General features: G+C 68.0%; 22 protein-coding genes. 11 read left to right on the top strand and 11 right to left on the bottom strand.

The window, feature by feature from the left end; genetic code table 11:
- Positions 1-140: 140 nt before the first annotated feature.
- From ACQPYY_RS27315 to ACQPYY_RS27305, 3 genes are all read left to right on the top strand, one after another.
- The gene (locus ACQPYY_RS27315) at positions 141-1,538 is read left to right on the top strand and encodes an alkaline phosphatase family protein (protein ID WP_433591525.1); all 1,398 of its coding nucleotides are present in this window, start codon (positions 141-143) and stop codon (positions 1,536-1,538) included.
- Entirely contained in the window at positions 1,514-1,675 is a 162-nt protein-coding gene (locus ACQPYY_RS27310; RefSeq protein WP_433591524.1) for a hypothetical protein, read from the top strand. Before ACQPYY_RS27315 ends, ACQPYY_RS27310 begins: the two co-directional genes overlap by 25 nt.
- A gap of 100 nt (positions 1,676-1,775) precedes the next feature.
- On the top strand, positions 1,776-2,426 hold the full coding sequence (locus ACQPYY_RS27305) for a hypothetical protein (protein ID WP_433591523.1): 651 nt from the start codon (positions 1,776-1,778) through the stop codon (positions 2,424-2,426).
- 186 nt (positions 2,427-2,612) lie between these two features.
- Here ACQPYY_RS27305 and ACQPYY_RS27300 read toward each other — a convergent pair whose 3' ends face one another.
- The 7 genes from ACQPYY_RS27300 to ACQPYY_RS27270 form a co-directional block, all read right to left on the bottom strand.
- The gene (locus tag ACQPYY_RS27300) at positions 2,613-2,918 is read right to left on the bottom strand and encodes a hypothetical protein (RefSeq protein ID WP_379094215.1); all 306 of its coding nucleotides are present in this window, start codon (positions 2,916-2,918) and stop codon (positions 2,613-2,615) included.
- A 108-nt stretch (positions 2,919-3,026) separates the two neighbouring features.
- On the bottom strand, positions 3,027-3,761 hold the full coding sequence (gene narI / locus ACQPYY_RS27295) for a respiratory nitrate reductase subunit gamma (RefSeq protein WP_379094217.1): 735 nt from the start codon (positions 3,759-3,761) through the stop codon (positions 3,027-3,029).
- Complete coding sequence (gene narJ, locus ACQPYY_RS27290; RefSeq protein ID WP_433591522.1) at positions 3,758-4,438, bottom strand: nitrate reductase molybdenum cofactor assembly chaperone; 681 nt, start codon at positions 4,436-4,438, stop codon at positions 3,758-3,760. The genes narI and narJ overlap by 4 nt, the downstream gene beginning before the upstream one ends.
- Positions 4,435-4,629: a hypothetical protein gene (locus ACQPYY_RS27285; protein ID WP_433591521.1), complete on the bottom strand. Its 195-nt coding sequence runs from the start codon at positions 4,627-4,629 to the stop codon at positions 4,435-4,437. Before ACQPYY_RS27285 ends, narJ begins: the two co-directional genes overlap by 4 nt.
- Positions 4,626-6,341, bottom strand: a complete 1,716-nt coding sequence (gene narH / locus ACQPYY_RS27280; RefSeq protein ID WP_379095835.1) for a nitrate reductase subunit beta — start codon at positions 6,339-6,341, stop codon at positions 4,626-4,628. The genes ACQPYY_RS27285 and narH overlap by 4 nt, the downstream gene beginning before the upstream one ends.
- A 10-nt stretch (positions 6,342-6,351) precedes the next feature.
- The gene (locus ACQPYY_RS27275) at positions 6,352-10,083 is read right to left on the bottom strand and encodes a nitrate reductase subunit alpha (RefSeq protein WP_433591520.1); all 3,732 of its coding nucleotides are present in this window, start codon (positions 10,081-10,083) and stop codon (positions 6,352-6,354) included.
- Between the two features lie 342 nt (positions 10,084-10,425).
- Positions 10,426-12,738: an arylsulfatase gene (locus tag ACQPYY_RS27270; RefSeq protein WP_433591519.1), complete on the bottom strand. Its 2,313-nt coding sequence runs from the start codon at positions 12,736-12,738 to the stop codon at positions 10,426-10,428.
- Positions 12,739-12,876: 138 nt separating this feature from the next.
- Between ACQPYY_RS27270 and ACQPYY_RS27265 the strand changes: the two genes are divergently transcribed.
- The 5 genes from ACQPYY_RS27265 to ACQPYY_RS27245 all read left to right on the top strand — a co-directional run bounded on the left by ACQPYY_RS27265 (position 12,877) and on the right by ACQPYY_RS27245 (position 18,957).
- Complete coding sequence (locus ACQPYY_RS27265) at positions 12,877-14,463, top strand: ABC transporter substrate-binding protein (RefSeq protein WP_433591518.1); 1,587 nt, start codon at positions 12,877-12,879, stop codon at positions 14,461-14,463.
- Positions 14,460-15,419: an ABC transporter permease gene (locus ACQPYY_RS27260; protein ID WP_433591517.1), complete on the top strand. Its 960-nt coding sequence runs from the start codon at positions 14,460-14,462 to the stop codon at positions 15,417-15,419. The genes ACQPYY_RS27265 and ACQPYY_RS27260 overlap by 4 nt, the downstream gene beginning before the upstream one ends.
- The gene (locus ACQPYY_RS27255; RefSeq protein WP_433591516.1) at positions 15,416-16,288 is read left to right on the top strand and encodes an ABC transporter permease; all 873 of its coding nucleotides are present in this window, start codon (positions 15,416-15,418) and stop codon (positions 16,286-16,288) included. Before ACQPYY_RS27260 ends, ACQPYY_RS27255 begins: the two co-directional genes overlap by 4 nt.
- The gene (locus ACQPYY_RS27250) at positions 16,285-17,967 is read left to right on the top strand and encodes a dipeptide ABC transporter ATP-binding protein (RefSeq protein ID WP_433591515.1); all 1,683 of its coding nucleotides are present in this window, start codon (positions 16,285-16,287) and stop codon (positions 17,965-17,967) included. Before ACQPYY_RS27255 ends, ACQPYY_RS27250 begins: the two co-directional genes overlap by 4 nt.
- A gap of 207 nt (positions 17,968-18,174) precedes the next feature.
- Entirely contained in the window at positions 18,175-18,957 is a 783-nt protein-coding gene (locus ACQPYY_RS27245; protein ID WP_379094235.1) for a helix-turn-helix domain-containing protein, read from the top strand.
- 26 nt (positions 18,958-18,983) lie between these two features.
- On the opposite strand, the gene ACQPYY_RS27240 is transcribed toward ACQPYY_RS27245, so the two are convergent.
- Complete coding sequence (locus ACQPYY_RS27240; RefSeq protein ID WP_433591514.1) at positions 18,984-20,732, bottom strand: NTP transferase domain-containing protein; 1,749 nt, start codon at positions 20,730-20,732, stop codon at positions 18,984-18,986.
- A gap of 354 nt (positions 20,733-21,086) precedes the next feature.
- Here ACQPYY_RS27240 and ACQPYY_RS27235 point away from each other — a divergent pair, with 354 nt between their 5' ends.
- A complete protein-coding gene (locus ACQPYY_RS27235) occupies positions 21,087-21,932 on the top strand; it encodes a helix-turn-helix domain-containing protein (RefSeq protein WP_433591513.1) in 846 nt (281 codons plus the stop codon).
- A gap of 43 nt (positions 21,933-21,975) precedes the next feature.
- Here the strand turns inward: ACQPYY_RS27235 and ACQPYY_RS27230 are convergent, their stop codons facing one another.
- A complete protein-coding gene (locus ACQPYY_RS27230) occupies positions 21,976-22,836 on the bottom strand; it encodes an alpha/beta fold hydrolase (RefSeq protein ID WP_433591512.1) in 861 nt (286 codons plus the stop codon).
- Positions 22,837-23,087: 251 nt separating this feature from the next.
- Between ACQPYY_RS27230 and ACQPYY_RS27225 the strand changes: the two genes are divergently transcribed.
- Together ACQPYY_RS27225 and ACQPYY_RS27220 are read left to right on the top strand one after the other, a co-directional pair.
- Positions 23,088-23,522 carry a hypothetical protein gene (locus ACQPYY_RS27225; RefSeq protein ID WP_379094243.1) on the top strand — a complete coding sequence of 145 codons (435 nt, stop codon included), beginning with the start codon at positions 23,088-23,090 and terminating at the stop codon, positions 23,520-23,522.
- Between the two features lie 44 nt (positions 23,523-23,566).
- Positions 23,567-23,860, top strand: a complete 294-nt coding sequence (locus ACQPYY_RS27220) for a WhiB family transcriptional regulator (RefSeq protein ID WP_357286987.1) — start codon at positions 23,567-23,569, stop codon at positions 23,858-23,860.
- 103 nt (positions 23,861-23,963) lie between these two features.
- Here the strand turns inward: ACQPYY_RS27220 and ACQPYY_RS27215 are convergent, their stop codons facing one another.
- Complete coding sequence (locus ACQPYY_RS27215) at positions 23,964-24,263, bottom strand: MGMT family protein (protein WP_379094245.1); 300 nt, start codon at positions 24,261-24,263, stop codon at positions 23,964-23,966.
- An 18-nt stretch (positions 24,264-24,281) separates the two neighbouring features.
- Positions 24,282-25,058, bottom strand: coding sequence for an alpha/beta fold hydrolase (locus ACQPYY_RS27210; protein ID WP_433591511.1), 777 nt, complete (start codon positions 25,056-25,058; stop codon positions 24,282-24,284).
- Positions 25,059-25,147 lie beyond the last annotated feature (89 nt).

Here is a 25,147-nt window from a genome sequence, read left to right as displayed (position 1 = left end):
TCGCACAACCGCTTCCGCCTATTGGTCGAATGACCAATAGGCGGTTCGCGTTCATCACCCGGTCACTGCGGGGCGGGTGGCTCGACATCTGAAACGTGTTCCATTCGGGTCGCATTTGTCACGACCTGTAAGGAACAGCTATGCGCCACAACGGCGTTCGACAACACCTCGGCAAGGTCCTCGCCCTCTCGGCGGCGGCCGCACTGTCGGTCCTGAGCGGCTCGGCCGTCACCCCCACCGTGGCGCAGGCCGCGGTCACCAGCCCGAACCTGATCGTGGACGGCGATGCCGAAGCGGTGGCGCAGTGCTCACCCAAGGGCCTCGACGGCATGACGCTGCCGGGGTGGAAGATCGTCAAGGGTGAGCCGAACGCGGTGTGCTACGGGCAGTCCGGGTGGCCCGGCCCGTCCTCCACCGGCCCCTCGAACCGGGGCTCGAGGTTCTTCACCGGCGGCGGCACCGGCAACTCCGAGATCGATCAGACCATCGACGTCTCCGGCGCGGCCGCGGCCATCGACGGGGGCGGGGTGAGCTTCGATCTGAATGGCTGGCTGGGCGGCTACGGCGCGCAGATGGACAAGGCGAGTCTCACCGCGACCTTCCTCAACGGGTCGGGCGGCAAGCTGGGGACGGCCGATGCCGGCGGCGTGAGCAGCATCGACCGCGGCTTCACTACCGAACTGCTGCAGCGTGATGCGAAGGGAACCCTGCCCAAGGGCACCCGCGCGGTCACCGTCGATGTGTACTTCACCTGGACCAACGGCGACACCACCGACGGCTACGCCGACAACCTGTCGTTCACCATCGGCGCACCGCTGCCCGCCCCGGCGCTGACCGCGCCCGCCACCACCGTGCCCGGCTACGACCACGTCTTCATGGTCTACCTGGAGAACCAGGACTACGACGGCCTCACCGGCATCATCGGCAATTCCGCGGCCCCGTATATCAACAGCCTGCGCTCCCAGGGCGCGACGCTGACCCAGTCCTACGCCACCACCCATCCCAGCGATCCGAATTACGTCGCGCTGGCGGCGGGCGGACTGTACGGGCTGGTCGACAACAGCGTCACCACCACGACCCTGAACGCCCGGCACATCGGCAACAGCGCGGACGCGGCGGGCAAGACCTGGAAGGGGTACGCCGAGGACGCCAACGGCAACTGCGATCAGACCGCGCACGGCGAGTACTACCAGGACGACCTGCCGTTCCTGTACTTCCAGAACATGAAGTCCGATCCGGGCTACTGCGCCGCGCACCTGCAGCCGCTCACCCAGATGACGACCGACCTGCAATCCACGGCCACCACGCCGAATTTCGTGTGGTTCGCGGCCAACGAGTGCCACAACATGGAGGGCTGCGGCGTCGCCTCGGGTGACAGCTGGCTCGGCGCGACCGTGCCCGCGATCCTGAACTCCCCGGCCTGGAAGCAGCAGCGCTCGCTGCTGATCGTGACCTTCGACGAGGGCTTCGCCAAGCTCTTCGGCCCGCTCTACTCGAACCGGGGCCGACCATCGTGCTCGGCTCGCAGAACTCGGTGAAGGCGGGCTTCAACAGCTCTCAGCGCACCGACCAGTACGGCCTGCTCCGCACCATCGACACCGCGCTGGGCCTGCAGCCGCTCACCAATAACGATCGTTACGCGGCCACGGTGAACGACATCTATTCCGGCCACTGACATCTGGCCCCGGACGCGGCGTGTTCGGTACGACTCGCCGCGTCCAGGGTGGATGGGGGAGGTGCGGGATTCTGTCGGTCCGCACCGCTAATCTGCGGGGATGGTCAAACCGGAATCGGCACTGCGGCGCTTGATGCGCGATACGGGGAAATTGTTGCAGCCGTACGGTTTCGAGGGGGCCGAGCCCACCTGGACGCGGGTGCTGCCCGAGGGCGTGGCCACCATCGCCCGGACCCGCACCTTCCGCACCTTCACCGGCGGGCAGCAGGTGCTGCGCTTCGGGCTGGGCGTGTGGGCGACCCCGGCCGCCTGGCAGGAATTTCGTCTGTGGCGCACCGAGCGCTACGGTCTGCGGCCCCTCGCTCCCGAGGCGGCCACCGGTCCGGGCCTGCTCCCCGGCGAGGGCCTGCCCGCTGAATCCGGCGACCTGTGGTCGGTGCGGCTGGATCGCTACCAGCCGGGCCATGTCCAGCCCGAGGACATCGAGGCGATCCGTGCCGAGCTGCCCCGCCGCGTGCACGCCCACGCCCGCCGGGCGCTGCGCCTGCTCGAACCCGACAGTTACCTGGAAGAGCTACTGGCCCAGCCGAATCCGCGCCTCGAGACCTGGGAGGCGATCGTGGTTCTGCTCGCCGGCCAGGGGCCGGACCCGCGACTGGACGCGGCCCTGGACCACCTGCGCGACCAGTCCGGCACTCAGGACGTCATGGAGTTCATCGCCGCTCGCACCCTGTCGAGCCGGTCCGCGTAGAAGAACACCCGCCCGCAGCCGGTACAGAGCAGGGCGAGCAGGTCCGACAGGGGCCGCCCGCCATTGCGCCGGACCAGATACATATCCATGCTGCCGCCTACCAGGACCCGGCGTTCACCGCAGTCGGGGCAGGGCGTTTCCTGCGGCGTAACCCGCTCGGGCTCGGAATTTTTTGAGAGCACCCGGCTATTGTTGCCCGGCCGACTTCTGATATTCGCGCCATGCCTTCTGCGTGTCGGTCAGTTTCGGCTTCGGTGTGCGATTGCGGAAGAAATTCACCACCATCACGACCGGCAGGATGAAGGCCTGGAAGAAGATCAGGTAGGAATCGCCGTCGAAGAGGAAGGCGAGGTAGAAGGCGTAGCCGAGATAGACCGCGCCGAAGACGGCGTCGATGGTGCGCGCGGTGTTGCTCTGGCCGTCGCGGACCGAGGCGAGCGCCAGCATGATCACCCCGCTGAGCGCGAGCAGGCCGACATACCAATTGAACATGGATTCCCCCCCAAGACAATTCAGGCCCGACCAGTCGGTTGGGCCGGGCCGAACGATAACACCGGGAAAAACCGGGCGCCACCGATAAATCGGTGAACGCCCGGTATCTCAACGGCGCGGAATGGCCGGGGTTTCCCAGGCTTTCGCGTAGCGCTTCTTGTCCGCGGACTTGTCCGGCTTGCTGCGGTAGACCACGTACGGCCGCACCAGGTAGCCGACCGGCGCGGAGAACATGTGCACCAGGCGGGTGTAGGGCCAGAAGGCGATGAGCGCCAGTACGACCAGCCCGTGCAGCTGGAAGGTCCAGGGCGTGCCTACCATCAGCTCCGGCTCCGGATGCAGGGTGAACAGGCTGCGGAACCACGGCGACACGGTCTCGCGGTAGTTGTAGGTGCCCCACAGCAGGTTGCTGCCCCAGGTGTTGAGCAGGCCGGTGACCAGCGCCGCGGTCAGCAGGACGTACATGACCTTGTCATTGGCCGAGGTGGCCTGCCGGACGGCGGACACGGTGAGGCGGCGGTAGGCCAGGATGGCGACGCCGATGATGACCGCCAGTCCCGCGACCGAGCCCGCCGACACCGCGACCACGTGGTACGCCTCCTCGGAGATGCCGACCGCGGTGGTCCACGACTCCGGGATGAGCACGCCCAGCACATGCCCGCCGATCACCCCGAGCATGCCGAAGTGGAACAGCGGGCTGCCCAGCTTCAGCAACCGCGACTCGTGGATCTGCGAAGACCGTGTGGTCCAGCCGAACTGGTCGGTGCGGTAGCGGTACAGGTGGCCCAGCACGAACGAGGTGAAGGCGATGTAGGGGAGCATCAGCCAGAGCGCGGAGCTCATCGGCGGGCCTCCGTTCCGGAGAAGGCGAGCGGGTCCATGGCGAAGGGGTCGAGGCCGACCTCTTCCTCCGGCGGGCCCTGGGCGGCGAGTTCGGCGATGCGCCGGCGGTCGGCGGTGGTGACCGGTGGCAGGGTCGCCACCACCGACGCCAGCACCCCGGCGTAAGGAGATCCGCTGTCGGAAAGCGACAACCGCAGCAGTTCCAGGACCGGGACGTGTTCGCCCAGCAGTCGTTCGCCGCCGATCGGGTCGACGGTGGCGGCGAATTCGAGCAGCACGGGCAGGTGGTCGGGCAGTTCCTCGTCGCCGAGTTCGACCCCGGCGTGCCGGTAGGCGTGCTTGAACCGCAGCAGCGCCATCCCGCGTTTGCGGGTGTCCCCGTAGGCGTAGAAGGTCAGGTGCAGGCTGGCCCGGCGGCGCATGTCGAAGGTCTCGACGTACTCCTGGGCCAGGGCGATCGGGTCGCCGGTGCGCAGATGGGTGAGGAACCCGGCGAGCAGCGGGCGCACCGAGTCCGGCAGCTCCGCGGCGGCGGCGTCGAGTTCGTCGAGCAGCGAGAGGGTCTGCGCGTTCGGGTAGTCCAGCAGCAGCGCGCTCAGCCGCCACACCAGCCGCCGGTCCCGCTCGCTCAGGGCGACGGCGGGTTCGGGGCGGCGGCGCAGTTTCAGCAGACTCATCGCGAAGCCCCGGTGGATTCCGCTGTGGCGCCGCCGGTTTCGGGATCGGCGTCGAGCTCGTCGATCAGCGCGCGGGTGCGCGGGTGCGGATAGTCGAGCGACAGCGCGTCCCGTCGCCACACCTCACGCCGGTCGTTATCGCTCGCGGTGACGGCGGGTACGGAGCGCCGCCGCAGTCTGAGCAGGTTCATCGCGCCGCTCCCGTCGGTTCGGGTTCGATCGATTCGGTGTCGACGGCCGCCGGCTCCGGCGCGGGGGAGTGGTGCCCATTTCCATTGGCTCCGTTGCCATGACCGGCGGCGCCGTTGCCGTCGGCGGATTTGGGCACCAGCCCGCTGGTGCTCTTGCCGTCCCAGTTGAGCAGGTTGATCCGGTTGGACTTCTGCTCGGGCGCGGCGGCACCGTTGGTATCGGTGAGGTGGAACTTGTCGGCCATGTAGTCGAAGGCCGTCATGCCGGGGCCGCCGTCGGTGTCCAGGGAGCAGCCGGTGGCGAGCGAATCCAGTTCGTGCGCTTTGGATGTCGCGCCGGAGGGGATCACGTAGCGGTGCTCGTACTTGGCGATGGCGAGCAGCCGGTACATGGCCTCGATCTCCTCGGGCTCCAGGCCGACCGCGTCCGGGATGGACAGGTCGGGTTCCTGGCCGAGGTTGATCGAGCGCATGAAGGACCGCATGCCCGCCAGCCGTTGCAGGGAGGCGCGCACCGGGCCGATCTCACCGGCGGTGAACAGTTCGGCCAAGTACTCCAACGGAATTCGCAGCGCGTCGATCGCTCCGAACAGGTTGTTGTGGTTCTCGCCGTCGTGCCCGGTCTGGGTGAGGGTGTCGACCACCGGCGACAGTGGCGGCACGTACCAGACCATCGGCATGGTGCGGTATTCCGGGTGCAGCGGCAGTGCGATCTGGTAGTCGACGATCAGCTTGTAGACCGGCGAATCCTGCGCGGCGGCAATCCATTCCGGGGAGATCCCGGCCCGTTCGGCCTCGGCGATGACGCGCGGGTCGTGGGGGTTGAGGAATACGCCCAGCTGCGACGGGTACAGGTCCTGGTCGTTCTCGACCGAGGCGGCCTCGAGCACTTTGTCGGCGTCGTAGAGCATGACGCCGATGTAGCGCAGTCGCCCGACGCAGGTCTCCGAGCACACGGTCGGGATGCCGACTTCCACACGCGGGTAGCAGAAAGTGCATTTCTCCGCCTTGCCCGTCTTGTGGTTGAAGTAGATCTTCTTGTACGGGCAGCCGGTCACGCACTGCCGCCAGCCGCGGCACTTGTCCTGATCCACCAGCACGATGCCGTCCTCGGCGCGCTTGTAGATCGCGCCGGAGGGGCAGGACGCCGCGCAGGACGGGTTGAGGCAGTGCTCGCAGATGCGCGGCAGGTAGAACATGAAGGTCTCTTCGAACTCCAGTTTCACCTGCTCGGACAGCTTGGCCAGCAGCGGGTCCTTGCCGACCTGCTCGGGACCCGAACCCAGCGAGTCGTCCCAGTTCGCGCCCCAGGTGACCTTGGTGTCCTCACCGGTGATCAGCGACTTGGGCTTGGCCACCGGGGTGGTGTCCATCTGCGGGGCGGACAGCAGGTTCTCGTAGTCGTAGCTCCACGGGTCGTAGTAGTCCGACACGGTGGGCAGGTCCGGGTTGGCGAAGATATTGAGCAGCCGCTTCATCCGGGAGCCGGACTTGAGCGTGAGGCGGCCCTTCTTGTCGAGGGTCCACCCGCCCTTCCACTTCTCCTGGTCCTCGTAACGCCGCGGATAACCCTGTCCCGGACGGGTTTCCACATTGTTGAACCACACGTACTCGGTGCCGGCGCGGTTGGTCCAGGCCTGCTTGCAGGTGACGCTGCAGGTGTGGCAGCCGATGCACTTGTCCAGGTTCATGACCATGGCGAGCTGAGCCATGACGCGCATATCAGTACTCCACTTCCTGCGAGCGCTTACGAATCGTGGTGACCTCGTCGCGCTGATTTCCGGTGGGGCCGTGGTAGTTCAGCGCGAACGACTGCTGCGCGTAGCCACCGATGAGATGCGAGGGCTTGATCATGATCCGGGTCAGCGCGTTGTGGATGCCACCGCGCTTGCCCTTGCCGACCTTGGTGTTCTCGCTGCCTTCGATGCGGGGGACGTTCACCGCGCGGTCCTGGGCGTGATACATGAACACGGTGCCCTCGGGCATGCGGTGCGAGACGATGGCGCGCGCCACGACGATGCCGTTGCGGTTGATCGCCTCGATCCAGTCGTTGTCGGCGACGCCGATCTTCTTGGCGTCCACGTCCGACATCCAGATCGCCTGCCCACCACGCGAAAGCGTGAGCATGTGCAGATTGTCCTGATACGCGGAGTGGATGGACCACTTGGAGTGCGGCGTCAGATACCGAACGGTCACCCCGTTGCCATCGACGTTGCCGATGCCGGGTTCGGCGAACAGCGCGCTCATGTCCAGCGGCGGCCGGTAGATCGGCAACTGCTCGCCGAGCTCCATCATCCAATCGTGGTCGAGGTAGAAGTGCTGGCGGCCGGTGAGGGTGTGCCAGGGCTTGGACCGCTCGACATTGATGGTGAAGGGGGAGTAGCGGCGTCCGCCGGTCTCGCTCCCGGACCATTCCGGTGAGGTGATCACCGGAACGGGCCGGGCCTGCGTGTCGGCGAAGGTGATTCGCTTACCCTCGTGCTCGGCAGCCAGATCGGCCAGCTCGGTTCCGGTGCGCTCTTCGAGCGCATGGAACCCTTCCACCGCGAGCCGGCCGTTCGTGGTGCCGGACAGTGCCAGGATCGCCTCGGCCGCGTGGGTGTCCTTGGCCAGAGACGGACGGCCCTGCGCGACACCGGAAACCACCGTGCCGTTCACGCCGCGCAGGTAATCTACCTCGGCATCGGGAATAGTGGTGACACCCTTCGTGGTGAGTCCCAAGGTTTCCACGAGCGGTCCGAGCGCGGCCATCTTCTCCGCGACCTTCGGGTAGTCGCGTTCGACGACAACGAGTTTCGGCATGGTGACACCTGGAACCGGCTCGCATTCACCATATTTCCAGTCCAGTACCCGGCCACCGGCCTGCGCCATGGCGTCGGCGGTGTCGTGCTGCAACGGCATCGCGACCAGGTCCTTGCGCACGCCGAGATGCTTCTCGGCCAGCCACGAGAACCCGCGGGCGATGCGGTGGAACGCCTCGAAATCGGTCTTGGCCTCCCACGGCGGGGAGATGGCCGGGGTGAAGGCGTGTACGAAGGGGTGCATGTCGGTGGAGGACAGGTCGTGCTTCTCGTACCAGGTGGCGGCCGGGAACACGATGTCGGAGAACAGGGTCGTGGACGTCATGCGGAAGTCCATCGACATCAACAGGTCCAGTTTCCCGGTGGCGGCCTCGTCGCGCCATTCCAGTTCCTGCGGCCGAATGCCGGTGGCCTCGGTGGTCTGCAGATTGGAATCGGCGCCGAGCAGATGCTTGTGGAAGTACTCGTTGCCCTTACCGGACGAGCCGAGCAGGTTGGCGCGCCACACGGTGAGGACACGCGGAAAGTTCTCGGGCGCGTCGGGATCCTCGCACGCGAAGCGCAGATCGCCCGACTTGAGTCCATCCACGACGTAGTCGGCGGGCGCCTTGCCCGCCGCGTCCGCCTCGTCGACCAGGTCGAGCGGATTGCGGTTCAGCGTCGGGTAGGACGGCATCCAGCCCAAACGCGAAGCGAGCGCGATATTGTCGGCCGCGGTCCGCCCGGCGAACGCGCCCTTGCTCAGCGGCGAGGCGAACGATTCGCTGGTGAACGGGTCGTAGCGCCACTGGTTGTTGGCCAGATACCAGAACACGGTGCCCTGCATCTGACGCGGCGGCCGCTGCCAGTCGGAGGCGAAAGCCAGTGTGGCCCAGCCGGTCACGGGACGGCACTTCTCCTGGCCCACGTAATGCGCCCAGCCGCCGCCGTTCACGCCCTGGCAGCCGGTGAGCAGCGTCAAGGTGAAGAAGGAGCGGTAGATCTGGTCGCTGTGGAACCAGTGGTTGGTGCCCGCGCCCATGAGGATCATGGACCGGCCCCGGGAACGCTCGGCATTGTCGGCGAATTCGCGCCCGAGGCGTTCGGCCTGTTGGGCGGGGACGCCGGTGATCGACTCCTGCCAGGCGGGAGTGTAGGGCTGAGTCGCATCGTCGTAGCCGGTCGGCCAATTGCCGGGCAGGCCGGACCGTCCGACGCCGTACTGCGCCAGCAGGAGATCGAACACCGTCGTCACCCGTCGCCCCGCGATGACGGTGGTCGGCACGCCGCGGGTGAGGACAGCCGCATCGCTGCCCGCGGAGAGCCCGTCGAAGCGGGGGAACTGCACGGCCGCAACATCATCGGTGCGGCCGTACAGGGTCAGCAGGGGATCGATGTCCCCCAGATCCAGATTCCAACGGCCCTTGCCCGCTTCGTTGAAGCGGTGGCCGAGGGAACCGTTGGGCACCCGGGGAGCGCCGTCCGCGTCCAGCAGGACGGTCTGGTGCTCCACGCCCTCACCGGTGTGGCCGAGATCGGCGGCGGTGAGGAACTTGCCGGGGGTGAAGGTGTGGCCGCTGTAGTCACCGGCGGTGTCCCAGCCGCCGTCGTGCTCGTCCAGCGCCACCAGGTACGGCAGGTCGGTGAAGCGCTTGACGTAGTCGTCGAAGTAGGGGGTCTGCTTGTCCAGGAAGAACTCTCGCAGCACCACGTGGCCCATGGCCATGGCCAGGGCGGCGTCTGTGCCGGGACGGGCGGGCACCCACTCGTCGGCGAACTTGGTGTTGTCGGCGTAGTCGGGGGAGACCACCACGACCTTCTGGCCGCGGTACCGGGCCTCGGTCATGTAGTGCGCGTCCGGGGTCCGGGTGACCGGGACGTTGGAACCCCACATGATCAGGTATCCGGCGTCGAACCAGTCCGCGGACTCCGGCACGTCGGTCTGGTCGCCGAAGACCTGTGGGGAGGCGACGGGCAGGTCGGCGTACCAGTCGTAGAACGACAGCATGGAGCCGCCGATGAGCGAGATGAACCGCGCGCCCACGGCGTGCGACACCATCGACATGGCGGGAATGGGGGAGAAGCCCGCGACCCGGTCCGGGCCGTACTTCTTGATGGTGTGCACGTGCGCGGCCGCGGCGATCTCGGCGGCTTCCCACCACTCGGCGCGGACGAAACCGCCCTTGCCGCGCGCGGACTTGTAGGTCGTGGCCTTGTCGGCGTCCTCGACGATGGACTCCCATGCCAGCACGGGATCCTTCAGCCGCTCCTTGGCCGCGCGGTACAGCTCGAGCAGCGCGCCGCGCACATACGGGTAGCGGATGCGCGCGGGAGAGTAGGTGTACCAGGAGAACGATGCGCCACGCGGACAGCCGCGCGGTTCGTACTCCGGTTTGTCCGCGCCCACGCTCGGGTAGTCGGTCTGCTGCGACTCCCAGGTGATGACCCCGTCCTTGACGTAGATCTTCCACGAGCAGGAGCCGGTGCAGTTCACACCGTGCGTGGAGCGCACCACCTTGTCGTGCGACCAGCGGTCCCGGTAGAACTCGTCGGCCTCGCGGCCACCGGTCTTGTGCAGGGTGCGCAAGTCACCGGACACCTCACCGCGGTTGAAGTACTTCCCCAGTCGAAGCAGCGCATCGGCGGACGAGTGTCCGTTCTGCGTGATGGTCATAACGCCCCCTTCGAGCTGGAAAACCGGGCTGCTGGCTCGACTGTAGGGACGTCGGGGGAGGCATCAAAACGGTTTGCTCACAATGCTCGAAACGGATTTGTGAGCTGTGAGATCGCCGCAATGTTCCGGTCACTGAGGGGTAGCGGCCGAGGTCACACGCTCCGGTCGCGACCTGGGAAAACCCTTCCGCGCCCGGTGAAACGTGTTCCCGTGAAGGTGTTTCGGACCAGTGGCGGTGAAGCTTCCGAAACGGTTGGTTCTCGCTTACTTAATATTTGTTAACACACTTTCGAATAGCTGGATGATCGCTGACAAGGGGACTGGAGATCGGGCGCGGCACGCCTACTCCGCGATCAATTCGGCCTCGGAATCCAGCGCTCGCTGCGCTTCCTCCGAAACTCCCACGGCCCCGGGGTGGTATGTGACGGCCAGGAGCTCCCCGCCGTAGCGGAAGACACCCCGCCGCTCACGGAGATCCCAGGACACCGGCCCGCGGGCGTCGAGCCCGACCGAGATCCCCGTCCACGGCGACATGCCCGCCAGCTGCACCTGGTCGGGCAGCTCGCCCGCCCGCACCCCGTCGATGCCCAGCGTGAAGTCCCACCGCAGGTGCGGCCGGACCGTCGCCGACAGGGTGAGAAGGCGACTGCCTTCGGCGATTTCGCCCGCGTCGAGGGTGGCATACCGCCCGTAGGCGTTGTAACCGAAGATCAGTCGCCCGTTCTCGACGTAGACCAGGTAGCCGCCGAGCGGGTCACCGTGCGCGACCAGGACACCCTCGTCCCCGGCCCGGTAACCGGAGAGTTCGACCGTGATGGTGAAGTCGCGGTAGGCGATGAGCCGCTGGGAGCGGTATCGCTCGAGCGTGGGGGTACCCGGGAGGATCCGGACCGGATCACCGAGCCGCGCCTCCTCGGGCCGCCGCCGCGCCAGATCCTGGCGGGTGAGCAGCGGGAAAACCGTGTTGTGCCAGGCGGCTTCGTCCCACGCGGCGGCCAGCTCGGCCACCTTGCCGGGCAACCGCTCGGACAGGTCGTGCAGCTCGGTCGGGTCGGTGCGGACGTCGAAGAGCTGCCAGCGCGGGTCGTCGATGTCGCGTCCGGGCTCGTGCAGGGCGAGCAGTTTCCAGCCGTCGCGGTAGAAGCCGCGATGCCCGGTCATCTCCGAATACTGTTCGGCATGCTGGGAGATCGCGGACGGGTCGTGCAGCACCCGCGCGGCGGAGACTCCGTCGAAGTCCTTGGCGGGCAACCCGTTACGGACACTCGGCCGCTCCAGGCCGATCAGGTCGAGCAGCGTGGGAGCCAGGTCGGTGATGTAGACGTACTCCTGGCGCACCCCGCTGTCGCCGTCGGTCCGTGGCAGCCCCCGCGGCCAGGACAGCACGAACGGCACCCGGACCCCGCCGGCGAAGGTCTGGCCCTTGTAGAACCGGAACGGCGTGTTCGAGGCCTGTCCCCAGCCGCGCGGATAGTGCACGCCGAGCTTGGCGGTGCCGATCAGCTCGTCGTCGTGCGGGACGTCGCGCTCCCATTCCGGCTCGTCGACCTGGGCGAACTGCGCGAAGTAGGTGCGGGTGCCCTCCGGCCCGCCCTCCGCGGTGCCGCCGTTGTCGGAGGTGAACACGATGATGGTGTTGTCCAGCTCGCCGAGCTGTTCGAGGGTGTCCACGATCCGGCCCAGGCTCTGGTCGATGCTGTCGACCATGCCCGCGTACACCTCCATGTACCGCTCGAACCGCGACCGCTGCTCGTCGGTCAGCGCATCCCATTCCTGGGCCTCGTAACCCGGCTCGGTATTGCGCGGCTTCTGCTCGGTCCCGGCCGGGAACAGGCCCTGCGCGAGCTGCGAGGCGAATCGGCTCTGCCGCAGTCGATCCCAGCCCTCGCGGTAGCGACCCCGATATTTGGCCTGATCCTCGGGTTTGGCCTGGAGCGGACCGTGCATGGCGGTGTGCGCGAAGTACAGGAAGAACGGCTTGGCGGCGTCGTGCGCGCGCAGCTCCTTGATGTAGCCGACCGCGCGATCGGTGTAGTCGTCGGTGAGGTAGTAGTCCTCGGGATACTCCTCGATATTCACCGGCGAGCTGTCCGAGACGAGCTGATTCGGGTAGTAGAAGGAGTTCAGGCCCTCCAGGGAGCCGTAATACCGGTCGAATCCTCGTCGCGTCGGCCAGGAATCGCGCCGCGCGGCCGGATGCAGCGTGGCGTCGCGCACCAGATGCCATTTCCCGACCGCGTAGGTCGCATATCCGTTGGCGCGCAGGATTTCCGGCAGCGTCAGCACATCGTCGGCCAGTTCGAGCCGCAGCCCGGGATATCCGGGATCGGCATTGGCGACGAATCCGAAACCGGCCCGGTGGGAATTGATTCCGGTCAGCAGCGCCGCCCGCGACGGCGAGCACAGTGGCGTGGTGTGGAAGTTGGTGAGCCGCAATCCATTCGCGGCCAGCCGATCGAGAACGGGGGTGTCTATCTCCGAACCGAACGGGCCGATATCGCTGAACCCCATATCGTCGACCAGCACCACCACGACATTCGGCGCACCGGCCGGCGCGACCGGCGGATACTGCCATTCCGGTGTGGAATCGGCGGTGGTGCGGCCGATCTCACCGGAGAAACTCTCATAACCACGGGCATGGGCGGGGACTGACATGCTCCCCAGCAAAGGCTGCCCGCCGGTGTGACGGCCAGGGTTTCACTCTGGCTGCGTGCAACCGGTGATCTGTCATGCATTCGCGGTTAGCGTCGCCGCACACAATCCAGCGATCGGTCCACACTCGAGGATTTCCAGATGAATTCGTCCCCCGGCGCCCTCCACCGCCGTCACTTCCTGCGCGGCTCGGCCGTCGCCGCCCTGGCGATCTTCGGCGGCGGGGCGCTGGCCGCCTGCACCTCGGCGGTGAGTCAGCAGAAGGGCGGCGACGACAACGCGCAACCCGTGCGCGGCGGGACCCTGAAGTACGGCGTGCTGGTCGACCTCGTCCCCGCCAACCTGCTCACCAATACCGGCACCACCCCGTACGTGGTCGGCCTGGTCTTCGAGTCCCTGGTGCGGTACCCGCACGACAAGCTCGAACCGCAGCCGCTGCTGGCCAAGAGCTGGACCGTCGCGCCCGACGGCAAGTCCATCACCCTGGAACTGCGCGACGACGTGACATTCCACAGCGGCCGCCCCTTCACCTCGAAGGATGTGGAGTTCTCGCTGCGCACCTACGCCGACCCGAAATGGTCGGGCCAGCTCGAGAGCACCGCCGCCGCGGTGACCGGCATCGACACCAGCGCCCCGCACCGGGTCACGCTCACCCTGGCGCACCCGCTGAGCAATCTGTTCGACCTGCTCGACACCGTGCCCATCCTCGACAGCGAGTCGATCGACCAGCTGGGCACCGGCGAGAAGATCGTCGGCACCGGGCCGTTCCGGTTCGTGCGGCGAATCCCCAACCAGCAGTTGATATTCGAGAAGAACGCGAACTACTGGGTGCCGGAACGCCCCTACCTGGACCGGGTCGAGATCACCGTCATCTCCGACAACCAGGCGCAGCTGAACGCCCTCAAGACCGGGCAGATCCACCTCGCCGACGGCGTCACCTACCGCGACAACGAGAATCTGGCCAAGGCCGACGGCTACCGCGTCCACACCTACGAGGGCGCCGAGCTCGAGATCTACGTCGGCGTGAACGTCGCCGACCCGGTGCTGTCGGACGTGCGGCTGCGGCAGGCCATCGCCTACGCCGTCGACCGGGAGCGCATCATCGCCGAGGTGTTCCGCGGCGCGGGCTACGCCGCGAACCTGCCGTGGCCCAAGAACTCCCCGGCCTTCGACGCCGCCCGCAATACCCGGTACTCGCGGGATGCGGCCAAGGCCAAGCAGATCCTGGCTCAGTTGCCCAAGCCGCCGAAGATCCCGCTCACCTACAACACGGCGGTCTCGGCGTACGAGGCCGCCGCGCAGATCGTCCAGGCCAACCTCGCCGAGGTCGGCATCGAGGTGGAGCTCGCGCCCACCGACAACGCCACCTTCGTCAAACAGCTGATCGGCGCGCAATTCCCGGGCCTGTGGATCACCGACCACTCCTGGGCGCAGTTCGTGCCCTCCACCCTCACGGTCAGCGCGTACCCGTTCAACGCCCGGAAGAACGCCTCCCACTTCGAATCTCCCGCCTACGTGGCCGCCGCCGACGCGGCCTGGCAGCTGCCGCAGAGCACCGGCCCGGACGCGGTCCGCGCCTACCAGGCCCTGAGTGATCAGCTGCTGGACAGCCTGTTCCTCATCGAGATCGGCGTCCGGTACTCGCAGGGCTCGGCGACCCGGAAGCTGCACGGCTTCAACTGGACCAAGCGCCGCGAACTCGCGTTGACCGAGGCGTTCCTGGCATGACCGCCTACCTGCTGCGCCGGGTCCCCTCCGCGCTGGCGGTGCTGTTCGGGGCCTCGGTGCTGATCTTCCTGCTGCTGCGGCTGGTGCCCGGCGATCCGGCGACCATCCTCGCCGGCGCCGACGCCACGCCGGAAACCGTTGCGGCCATCCGGCATCAGCTCGGACTCGACCGATCCATCCCCGCCCAGTACCTGTCGTGGCTGCGCGGCGTGGTGACCGGCGACCTGGGCCGGTCGTACCTCATCGGCGGCCAGATCTCCGACCTCATCGGGCGGGGATTGTCCAACACGCTCATCCTCGCGGGGGCGGCGCTCCTGCTCGCGGTCGTCGTGAGCCTGGCGGTGTCGGTCGCGTCGGTGCTGTGGGATCGCCGCTGGCTCAACGTGATCGTGGCCGCCGCGAACACGATCACCGTCGCCATCCCGGTCTTCGTGACCGGTGTGCTGCTGGTGCTGGTCTTCGCCGTGGCCGTCCCCGTCCTGCCCTCGGGCGGCCTGCCGCCGGACGGCTTCCTCACCCGGCCCGACATCGCCGTGCAGTACCTGCTGCTGCCCGCTGTGTGCCTGGCCCTGCCGGTGTCGGCGGCGCTGACCCGTTTCCTCACCGAGGCGCTGCGCACCGAACTCGCCAAGCCGTACGTCCTCACCGCCCGCGCCCTCGGTGTCCCGCGTCGCCGCATCGTCACCCACGACGCGCTGCGCAACGCCCTGCCCGCCATGCTCACCACCCTCGGCATCCAGACCGGCAACCTCCTCGGTGGTGCGGTCCTGGTGGAGGCCGCCTTCGCGTGGCCGGGTATCGGCCGGCTCATCGAAGAGGGCATCAATCGCCGCGACTACCCGGTCGTCCAGGCGCTGTTGCTGTTCTCGGTGGCGGTGTTCGTGGCCATCCAACTGGTCACCGACATCGCCCACGCGTACCTGGATCCCCGCATCCGCATCGGAGGCCGCGCATGAGCGAGAACACCGTGACCGCAAGCGTCCTGCCCGTGGATCCGGTGGCCGATCCGGATCGGTCGCCGCTGCGGGCCTTGACTCGCGGACAGGGGCTGGCCGGAGTGCTGCTCATCGCCGTCATCGCGGTCGCGGCGCTGGCCGCCGGGCCGCTGACGAAATACGGTCCGCTGGAGCAGATTCCGGGGGCCAATCTGCTCGGTCCGAGCGAGGAGCACTGGCTGGGGACCGATCACCTCAATCGGGATGTGTTCACCCGCCTGCTGTACGGCATCCGCGTCGACCTGTTGATCGCCTTCCTCGCGGTCCCGGCGGGCGCGGTCCTCGGCTCGGTCATCGGGCTGGCCGCCACCGTGAATCCGGTCGCGGATGTGCTGGCGCAGCGCGTGTTCGACCTGATCCTGGCGTTCCCGGCGCTCATCTTCGCGATCGCGCTGACCGCCGTCACCGGGCCGGGAGCGCACGCGGTCGCCATCGTGATCATCGCCGCCGAGGTCCCCATCTTCGGTCGGCAGATCCGGACCGCCGTGCTGGCCGTGCGCGAGCAGCCCTTCGTCGAGGCCGCCACCGTGATCGGCGCGAGCACCGCCTGGACCCTGCGCAAACACGTGCTGCCCAATGTGATCGAACCGCTCGGGGTGCAGCTGGCGCTGTCGTTGTCGCTGGCCGTGTTCGTGGACAGCGCCATGAGTTTCATCGGCATCGGGGTGCGGCCGCCGGATCCGTCGCTGGGGTCCCTCATCGCCGAGTCCACCCGCAATCTGGACGCCAATCCCGCCATGGCGGTCGGGCCACTCGTGGTGGTGTCGGCGCTGACGCTCGGATTCCTGTTGATCGCCCAGGCTCTGGGCCGCGCCCGGAGGGTGATATGACCGCCGAGACCTTGCTCGACATTCGTGACCTGGCAGTACGTTTCGGTGCGCGGGAGGTCGTGCACGGCGTGAACGTACAGGTGGCGCGCGGGGAGACCGTGGCGCTGGTGGGTGAATCCGGCTCCGGCAAATCGCTCACCGCGCGCGCCGTGCTCGGGCTGCTGCCCACCGGCGCCACCGCCGCAGGCTCGGTCCGGCTGGACGGGACCGAGATCATCGGCGCCACCGAGGACGAGCTGCGGCCCCTGCGGGGCACCCGGGCGGCCATGGTCTTCCAGGAGCCACAGACCGCCCTGAACCCGGTGCGCCGCATCGGAAGCCAGATCGCCGAGGCCCTGCGCGCCCACCGGCCGATCGGCACGGCGCAGGCCCGCGCCCGCGCCATCGAACTGCTCGGCCTCGTCGACATCCCGGAACCCGAGACACGGGTCGACTGGTATCCGCACCAGCTCTCCGGCGGGCAGAAGCAGCGGGTCGTGATCGCACTGGCCCTGTCCGGCGAACCGGACCTGCTGATCGCCGACGAACCCACCACCGCCCTCGACGTCACCGTGCAGGCCGAGATCCTGCACCTGCTGCGGGACCTGCAGCGCCGCAACGACACCGCGATCCTGTTCATCACCCACAACCTGGGCGTGGTGGCCGCCATCGCGGACCGGGTGGTGGTCATGCGGGCGGGGGAGGTGGTCGAAACGCAGCCGGTCCGTGCGCTTTTCGCCGACCCCCGCGAGCCGTACACGCGGGAACTGCTGGCCGCCGTCCCGGTGCTGCCGGAGGACGGCGCGGCGCCGGTGCCCCCGGTGGCCGTGGTGGCCGCCGAGCCCGAGTCGAATGCGGCCGCCGTCGCCGACCCCGAACCGGTGCTGCGCGTCCGCGATCTGTCGGTTGTCTACCGCCGCCACGGCAAGAAGTTCCAGGCCCTGCGGGACGTGTCGTTGACGCTGGCCCCGCGCGAGGTGATCGGCCTGGTCGGGGAATCCGGTTCGGGCAAGAGCACTCTCGGCCGCACCGCGCTCGGCCTGGTGCCGGCGACGGCGGGAGAGGTGGTGTTGCAGGGAGTTCCGCTCACCGGGCTACCGGGTCGCGAACTGCGCGGGCTGCGCAAGAACGTGGCACTCGTGCATCAGGACGTGACGGCCTCGCTGGATCCGCGGCGGTCGGTCGAGGACGCGATCGGGGAACCGCTGCGCGTGCACCGGGCGGCCGCGGGCGCGCTGCTCCGCGCCAAGGTCGGCGACCTGCTCGAATCGGTACGGCTGCCGCGTGAGTACGCGACACGCCGCCCCGGCGAGCTGTCCGGTGGGCAACGCCAGCGTGTCGCGCTGGCCCGTGCGCTGGCCCTGGCCCCGCGCCTGCTGGTGGCCGACGAGCCCACCAGCGCCCTGGACGTCTCGGTGCAGGCGCGGGTGCTGGACCTGTTCGCGGACCTGCGCGCCGAGTACGGATTCGCCTGCTTGTTCATCAGTCACGACCTGGCCGTCGTCCATCAGGTGGCCGACCGGGTGGCGGTCCTGCGAGAAGGGCGTATCGTCGAATCCGGCCCGGTCGACGCCGTGTTCGGCAGCCCGCGCGAGGAGTACACGCGCCGCCTGCTCGACGCGGTCCCCGCCCCGGATCCGGCGCGTTCACGGGAAGCGAAAAACTCTTCCGCGGAACCGCCCCTGGCTTTAGGGGCTTGACGGTAGTTTGGAGATCGGACTCCCCGCCGTCCATCGCCGATCCCGTGTCACATATACCAACAGGATAATTCGGTGATACTGATTGGATTTGCGGCGCTGAGCAGTTCATATCCCAATCTGTGTAAGTATCCGTCCTGAAGCGGATCTCAGTGGTGCCTCTACGGGGAGGCGAGGTGGGCCATCGAGATTCCGAGAAGGAGGGAACCAGTGGGCGCGAGAGCGGTATGCGGACAGGAATTTCGGGAACTCGAAGCACCCACGTTCGGAAACCTGCTGCGGCGGCTGCGTGACAATCGCGGTGTATCCCGCGAACGGCTGGCATTCAATGCGGGCGTAAGCGCCAGCTACATAACGCATCTGGAGAAGGGCGACCGCGGAAACCCGACTCGCGAAGTGGTGACCGCGCTCACCCGCTATCTGGACCGGCTGGACCCGCTGTCCAGCGCAGACCGCCGTCAGCTCGACGACCTCGCCGGCCTGGGATCGGACCAGGTTCCGTCCCCGGCGGAACTGCGCGCGGTCATCACCCCGGAGATGGTCCGCACACTCGATCTGCACAGCCCGAATATGGCCGCCCTCCTGGACATCCGGTCCAATCTGCTGGCGTGCAATGCCTCCTGGCACGACGCGTTCCCGGGGCTGCCCCGGCACGGCAATATGTTGCGCTGGTTCTTCGGTCACGAGCTGGCCGCGAAAGTAATGGTCAACTGGGAGTCGGACGCCCGGCTGATCGCGGGCTGGATGCGCGCATTGATCGGCCGCTCCGGAAATGCCGAAGGATTCGCCGATCTGATCCGGGACCTCGGGGAATTCCCGAAATTCCGGCAGGCGTGGTCCGACGGCGGCGTCGAGTTCGCGCCCCACGTCTTCACCCTGCACATGCGCAACCCGGTCACCGGCGTGCGCCGCCGGGTTTTCGCCCAGACCGGTCGCATCGACGGCGCGGCCTACCCGGGCCAGCTGTTGACCGTTCTCGGTCTGCCCGGCTGAGCCCGGTGGAATGGGGGACGCCGCGCTCAGCCTCGCAGCGGAATGAACTCGGCCAGGACGCCGTCCTCGGCCTCGGCGGGAACGATCACCAGGCCGTCACGGTCCAGCAGATCGGCCAGATGGGCCGTGTGCAGCCGCAGATCGCCCTGGAAGCCGCCACCGGGCAGCGCCCGCGCCGGGACGATGCGGGCCACCGGAGCGGTCAGCTCGGCCGCGTTGGCCAGCGGGCCCAGCACCCGGCGCGCCGGTTTCGCGCCGGTCATGCCCTCCACGGTGGCGCCGATCAGCGCCAGCAGCGTGGAGATGGCCGCGAACGGGTTGCCGGGCAGTCCCAGAACGACTGTGCCGGCGGCGAGTTGGGCAGCCACCGTGGAACCGCCCGGCCGCAGCCGCAGCCGGCGCAGCAGCACGGTGGACTCGGTGCGGTCCAGCGCGGAGCGCAGCTGGTCGGCCGCGCCGCCGCCGGTCGCGCCGACGATGACGAGCAGATCGCAGTCGGCCGCGGCCGCCAGCACCTCGTCGAAGGCATTCTCGGTGTCGCGCAGGTGAACCCGGTCGATCGTGGTGACGCCGTACCAGGCCAGGATGTCGGGCAGCACCGGGCCGATGGCATCGCGGGTCTGGCCGGTGTGCAGCGGCCCGTCCCGGCGAATCTCGTCACCGGTCATCACGATTCGCGCCCGCACCGGGCCGCGGACCGACGCGGCGGCGACCTCCGCGCTGGCGGCCACCGAGATGAGCGCGGCAGTGACCGGGGTGCCCGCGGGCGCGACTTCCGCACCGGGCAGCCAGTATTCGCCGCGGCGGCGCACATCCTCGCGGATCGGCGTGTCCGGCAGCCGGTACAGGGTGCCGTCGTCATCGATGTGCACGAACTCGTCGCGCACCACCGAACTGGTTCCGTCGGGCACATGCGCGCCCGTCGCGATGCGGACCGCTTCGCCGTCCAGCAGGCCCACCGGCCGCTCTCCGCCGGCGAAACCGATATCGCGGCGCAGCTGCCAGGGCCCGTCGCCGCTGACGGCGTACCCGTCCATGGCCGACACGTCGAAACGCGGCAGCGCGTCCGCGGCCAGCAGCGGGGCGGCCAGGGTCGCCCCGCGCGCGGCGCGCAGGGTGGCACGGCGCGCCGGCAGCGGGGAGATGCTCCCGCGCAGCACATCCCGCGCCTCGTCGAGCCACAGCGGTTCGGCCGAACGGACCGCGCCGGTGCGCGCCCGGCGCACATCCTCGGGAGTGTCGCAGTCCTCGACGCCGGGCAGCGCGACCATGGCGGTGTCGACCGGCACCAGCGCCTTCATCGGACGATTCACCAGGGAGTCCAGGGATTTCAGCGCGGCGTCCAGGGCGGCGCGGCGCCACACCCCGACCAGGTACTGCGGGCGGCCCGAGGCGTCGGCGGCGAACACCGCGTCGCTCCCGGATTCCCTTGCGTGGGACAGCAGTTCGCTCACCGCGGCCGCGGTGAGGAACGGCATGTCGGCGGCCAGCACCACGATCAGCCCGGCCGGGAACTCACACCCGGCCAGGGCGCCCAAGCCCGCGGCGATGGCGGCGACGGGGCCCGCCCCGGCCGGTATCTCCTGTGCCTGAAGGACTTCCGGCGGCAGTTCGGGCCGGTGCGGCCCGACCACGACCGTGCGCGCGCAGCCGGCCACCGCGGTGAGCGCCGCGTCGAGCATGGATTGCCCGCCGACGACCAGCGCGGGTTTGTCCACTCCGCCCATCCGGCTGGCCTTTCCTCCGGCCAGCACGATGGCGTCGACGGGTGTCACGATCCCGTTCCAGGGTGGGGGAGTGTCAGGGCCTCACTGCGCATGGTTGAAGATCGTAGTGGCACGCTGTTCAAGGGTCGCCGGGCACGCCGGAAACCTGCGCTTGCTAAGCAATTGCCGATAGTCGTTACGTTATGAGATGTGGCACGACACATAGTAGAAATGGTCTTGTTTTAACCTTCGGAACAATCGCATATGGCAGTATCCGAGTCGAGAACTGGCGGAGTATGCGGCGTTCGTCACAGTTCGCACCAGGCGTCACACCGGGTCCCACTGTCCGGAACCAGGAGGACTCAGAGCGATGAAGGTTGGTTTGCTGAGTGTTTGTGGAGAGGGAACGGCGTGGTGCTGGGCGTGAAACCGGATAGGGACTCGGACGATCTGAAGCCGCCGACCTTCGGATTGCTGCTGCGCCGGTTGCGTGATGCGCGAGGCGTATCGCGCGAAAGACTCGCGTTCAACGCCGGGGTGAGCGCCAGCTACATCAGCCATTTGGAGAAGGGCGACCGTGGCCACCCCACCCGCGAAGTGGTGGACGCGCTGCTGCGATATCTGGACCGAATAACCCCGCTGTCCGCCGTCGAGCGCCGCCATCTGCTCGATCTGGCCGGACTCGGCGTGAGTGAATTCCCCACCGTGGAGCAGCTGCGCGCCGAAATCACCGACGACATGCGCCGGGCCCTCGAGCTGCACGAGCCGAATCTGGCCGCCTACGTCGATACGCGCTGGAATGTGCTGGCGTGCAACGAAAGCTATGCGCGCGCATTCCCGGGGTTGGAGCGCGACACCAATATCCTGCGGTGGTTCCTGGGCAACGACGCGGCGCGCGAGGTGATGGTCGAGTGGGAGGAAGAGGTCCGGCTCACCGTGCACTGGTTGCGCGGGCTGATCGCGAGCTCCGGGGATACCGCCTGGTCGGTTGAATTCCTTGCAGAACTCGGACGTTTCGGACTTTTCCGGGAAATGTGGGACGAGGGCATCGCCGCCTACGGACGGCCCCGCGCCACCATGCGCCTGCGCGAGCGGGAGACCGCCCGGCGCTTCGATATCGCGGTCCAGCTGTTCAGTGTCTTCAACGCCGCCTACCCCAGCCAGATCCAGATCTTCCTCGGGATTCCGAGCTGGCACGAGCCCGGGACCGCTCCCGATGAGACCGCTCCCGATGAGACCGCGTTCGGCGAGGGCGCCGGCCGGCCGTGACCGCCATGGGCACGGCCCGCAGGGTTGCCGCGCGCTCGACCGGCTACTGCGCGGCCTGAATCTCGCGCGCGGCCCGATTCCCGCGCATGGCCGGCCACGGCGCCGACAGCGCCCGCGCCAGCTTGCCCTCACGCCGCGCAGTGCACTGCTCGACCAGCCGGATCAGCAGGGGCGCAACGACTTCCGGATGGGTCCAGGCCGCACCGTGCCCCGCGCCGGGAATGGTCACCACGCCGTCGGCCCCGGACAGTCCGGCGGTGAGCGCCTCGGACTTCTGGGATGTGCTGTTGCCGTCGTGGCTACCGCGCACCACCAGCGCCGGGGCGGTGATCTCCGATAGTCGGTGCAGTACCGAGCGCCGGTCCATCAGGCAGCGGGCCGCGGGCATGATGGCCGTGCGGTCGGAGCTGTACCAGCGGCTGGTCCAGGCCCGCCACTGCCGCGGATCGGTGCCGCCGATGAGCTGCGGGGCCAATTCGGCCACCAGCGGCGCCAGTGGTTCCTCTCCGGTCCAGCGTTCGAAGAATTCGCGGTAGTAGGCCAATTCGGCGGGCGTGCACGCGGTGGCCTCGGTATCGATCAGGGCGAGCCCCTGGACGCGTTCGGGCGCCAGCAATGCCATGCGCAATGCGGAGTAGCCGCCCTGGCTCATTCCGCCGATGATCGCGCGCTCGATTCCGAGTTCATCGAGCACGGCCAATCCGTCGGCCGCGAGATCCCAATAGCTGAACGGTTCGCCATCGGGTGTCTGTGTCCGTCCGTGGCAACGCGCGTCGACCGTTACGAGATTGATACCGGCGGCTGCCAGGGATTCGCGCATCGGATCGAACATCGACTCGTCCATGAAGAAACCGTGGGCGAGCAGTAGCGTGGGGCCGCTGACCTGGCTGGTGGTGTAATGCACTGTTGCTGAACCTGATCGCACATAAGGCATGGTCAGACGATAAACGGCGGAACGCGCCACTCCCTATATGTTTGCCCGCGTGGTGCCAGGCACCCTGCGGTGCGGTTCCCGGCGGGTACCCACACTGGCCAGTGTCAGTACTGCTAGGGGTTTGCCCCAGATTGCCCCAAAACTGGACAACAAGATCACGGGGCCATTTAAATCAGCGCATGGCGCTTTTGGGACAAGCGCATTTTCAAGGGAGGAAACAAATGTTCGACGTCACCACGGCCCGGCGGAACGACTTCCGGATCGACCGCGGCGCGGGATTGCGGGAGTCGCTCGAAGGCCTGTTGCTCCATGACGGTGTCGGTCTCGATGCCCGTATGCGCCACGCGATCGCCGCAGTCGTTCACCTCGCGGTCGACGCGCCGCTGGGCATTCCGGAGGACGCCGAGGAATTCCTGGGCCGGCTGGACGCCTCGTGGTTGTTCGCCGCGTGGAATGACAGTGATCAGGAACTTTCTCTTCTGAATACCCTCGCGGGCGGCGAGGTTCCGGCATTGAGCTGGTGCGAACTCATGTTCACCACCGCGCTCGCGCCGTGGTCGGCGGCTCCGGCGGCTGTGCACGCCCGTCGCATCTTCGTCAATGGTGAGCAGGCGCGGTTGGCTGCGGTCAGTGGTGACTGCGGCATGGGCCGATAAAAACCATACCGCGCGTCTTTCTTTCTGATACTTGTATTGAAGGGATGAGGATTGTGAAGCTGCTTTTCACCAATTTCGATGCCATGTTCGAATCTCTCGCCCGCCGGGACGGAGCCGACTCCGAATCCTGGCACCAGCAGGCCCTGTGCACCCAGACCGACCCCGAGGCGTTCTTTCCCGACAAGGGCGGCTCCACTCGTGAGGCCAAGCGCATTTGCTCCTCGTGCGACGTGCGCAAGGAATGCCTCGACTACGCGCTCGCCCACGATCAGCGTTTCGGCATCTGGGGCGGACTCTCGCCGCGCGAACGCCGCCGGTTCGAGCGCGGCGCGGCCTGATGGCCGTTCCGGCCCGGCAATTTCGTCGATCCGGCCGGAGTTTTTCCATGATTTTCGTTTGTAAGGAACAGAATTCCTCCGTGGCCCGGGGCCGGTAGCCGGTTCAGTCCTCGAACCGGAACCGGGCCCGCCGCAAGTCCACGCGATCCCCGGCCAGCGGGCAGCCCTCGGCGGCCAGCTGAGCCAACTGCCGGTGCGCCAAATGTGGTGCGGGCGTGCCGTTTGCGCGCAGCACCCGATGCCACGGCAGATCGGCGGCGTCGGTGCGCATGATCCAGCCCACCGTGCGCGGTGTGGACAAGCCCGCCGCGGCCGCGATATCGCCGTAGGTGGCGACCCGGCCGGGTGGAATCGCCGCCACCAATTCCCGCACCCGCTCGATTTCGGCTTCGCTGGTGGGCATTTCACGCCTTCCGTGAGATCAGAGCAGAGTGCGGACCAGTTCCGCGGTCCGCGCGGGGCGCGCCTGCGACACCATGTGGTCGCAGTCGAAGTCGTGGACGGTGAGCCGGTCGCCCAGATGCGCGGTCAGCGCCGCCCGGAAGTCCGGGGACACCAGCGGCGGATCCACCTTCATCGCCTGCACCATGACCGTCGGCAGATCACGCGGCGGCAGCACGAAGTCACGCGCGATCTCACCCCAATAGGCGATGATCGCGGGCAGCGTCATCCGCCAGCCGACCCGGCCGTGCGCGGTCGGCACCAGATGCTCGGCCAGCTCGGCGTCCAGCACCGCGGGATCGACCTCGCCCCACGCGGTCTCCAGCTTGTCGAAACGGGCCTGCTCGACACTCTCGTAATCCGGCGACGCCAGCATGGAGGTCGCGATGCCCAGCATGCGCTCGGCGTCCAGGCCGATGGCCGGATCCAGCAGCACCAGGCCGCGCACCAGCTCCGGTCGCCGATGCGCCAGATGCACCGCGACGGCCGCGCCGAACGAATGCCCGAGCGCCACCACCGGTTCGCCGGTCCCGAGTTCCGGCAATGCGGCGAGATCATCCACGATCGCCTCGAAATCCCACGGCGGCACGCCGGGCGACCTCCCGTGCCCGCGCAGATCCGGTGCGATGATCCGGACGTCGGGGAGATGTTCGTCGGCCAGGGCTTGCCAGCGCTTGCCGTGGCCCGTCAACCCGTGCAATGCCAGCACGACCGGACCGGTCGGGGGACCGAAACGATGAGTATGAAGCTCCACCACACGCCCATTCTGCTGCCTGCCCGCGCCGCGGGACATCGGGGACCGCGCCCGCCCTGGTCGATCATGAACGCCTCGTGGAATGTGACCGG

Source organism: Nocardia sp. CA-145437 (genome assembly GCF_050956485.1).
GTDB lineage: Bacteria > Actinomycetota > Actinomycetes > Mycobacteriales > Mycobacteriaceae > Nocardia.
This window is presented reverse-complemented; position numbering and strand designations above follow the sequence as displayed.

What these genes read in the sequence shown, in the direction of transcription:
- narI (WP_379094217.1), bottom strand. Translation starts at nt 3,761, where the DNA reads ATGAGCTCCGCGCTCTGGCTGATGCTCCCCTACATCGCCTTCACCTCG.
- ACQPYY_RS27305 (WP_433591523.1), top strand. Translation starts at nt 1,776, where the DNA reads ATGGTCAAACCGGAATCGGCACTGCGGCGCTTGATGCGCGATACGGGG.
- ACQPYY_RS27220 (WP_357286987.1), top strand. Translation starts at nt 23,567, where the DNA reads ATGAGGATTGTGAAGCTGCTTTTCACCAATTTCGATGCCATGTTCGAA.
- narJ (WP_433591522.1), bottom strand. Translation starts at nt 4,438, where the DNA reads ATGAGTCTGCTGAAACTGCGCCGCCGCCCCGAACCCGCCGTCGCCCTG.
- ACQPYY_RS27285 (WP_433591521.1), bottom strand. Translation starts at nt 4,629, where the DNA reads ATGAACCTGCTCAGACTGCGGCGGCGCTCCGTACCCGCCGTCACCGCG.
- ACQPYY_RS27260 (WP_433591517.1), top strand. Translation starts at nt 14,460, where the DNA reads ATGACCGCCTACCTGCTGCGCCGGGTCCCCTCCGCGCTGGCGGTGCTG.
- narH (WP_379095835.1), bottom strand. Translation starts at nt 6,341, where the DNA reads ATGGCTCAGCTCGCCATGGTCATGAACCTGGACAAGTGCATCGGCTGC.
- ACQPYY_RS27315 (WP_433591525.1), top strand. Translation starts at nt 141, where the DNA reads ATGCGCCACAACGGCGTTCGACAACACCTCGGCAAGGTCCTCGCCCTC.
- ACQPYY_RS27255 (WP_433591516.1), top strand. Translation starts at nt 15,416, where the DNA reads ATGAGCGAGAACACCGTGACCGCAAGCGTCCTGCCCGTGGATCCGGTG.
- ACQPYY_RS27215 (WP_379094245.1), bottom strand. Translation starts at nt 24,263, where the DNA reads ATGCCCACCAGCGAAGCCGAAATCGAGCGGGTGCGGGAATTGGTGGCG.
- ACQPYY_RS27275 (WP_433591520.1), bottom strand. Translation starts at nt 10,083, where the DNA reads ATGACCATCACGCAGAACGGACACTCGTCCGCCGATGCGCTGCTTCGA.
- ACQPYY_RS27265 (WP_433591518.1), top strand. Translation starts at nt 12,877, where the DNA reads ATGAATTCGTCCCCCGGCGCCCTCCACCGCCGTCACTTCCTGCGCGGC.
- ACQPYY_RS27250 (WP_433591515.1), top strand. Translation starts at nt 16,285, where the DNA reads ATGACCGCCGAGACCTTGCTCGACATTCGTGACCTGGCAGTACGTTTC.
- ACQPYY_RS27225 (WP_379094243.1), top strand. Translation starts at nt 23,088, where the DNA reads ATGTTCGACGTCACCACGGCCCGGCGGAACGACTTCCGGATCGACCGC.
- ACQPYY_RS27300 (WP_379094215.1), bottom strand. Translation starts at nt 2,918, where the DNA reads ATGTTCAATTGGTATGTCGGCCTGCTCGCGCTCAGCGGGGTGATCATG.
- ACQPYY_RS27270 (WP_433591519.1), bottom strand. Translation starts at nt 12,738, where the DNA reads ATGTCAGTCCCCGCCCATGCCCGTGGTTATGAGAGTTTCTCCGGTGAG.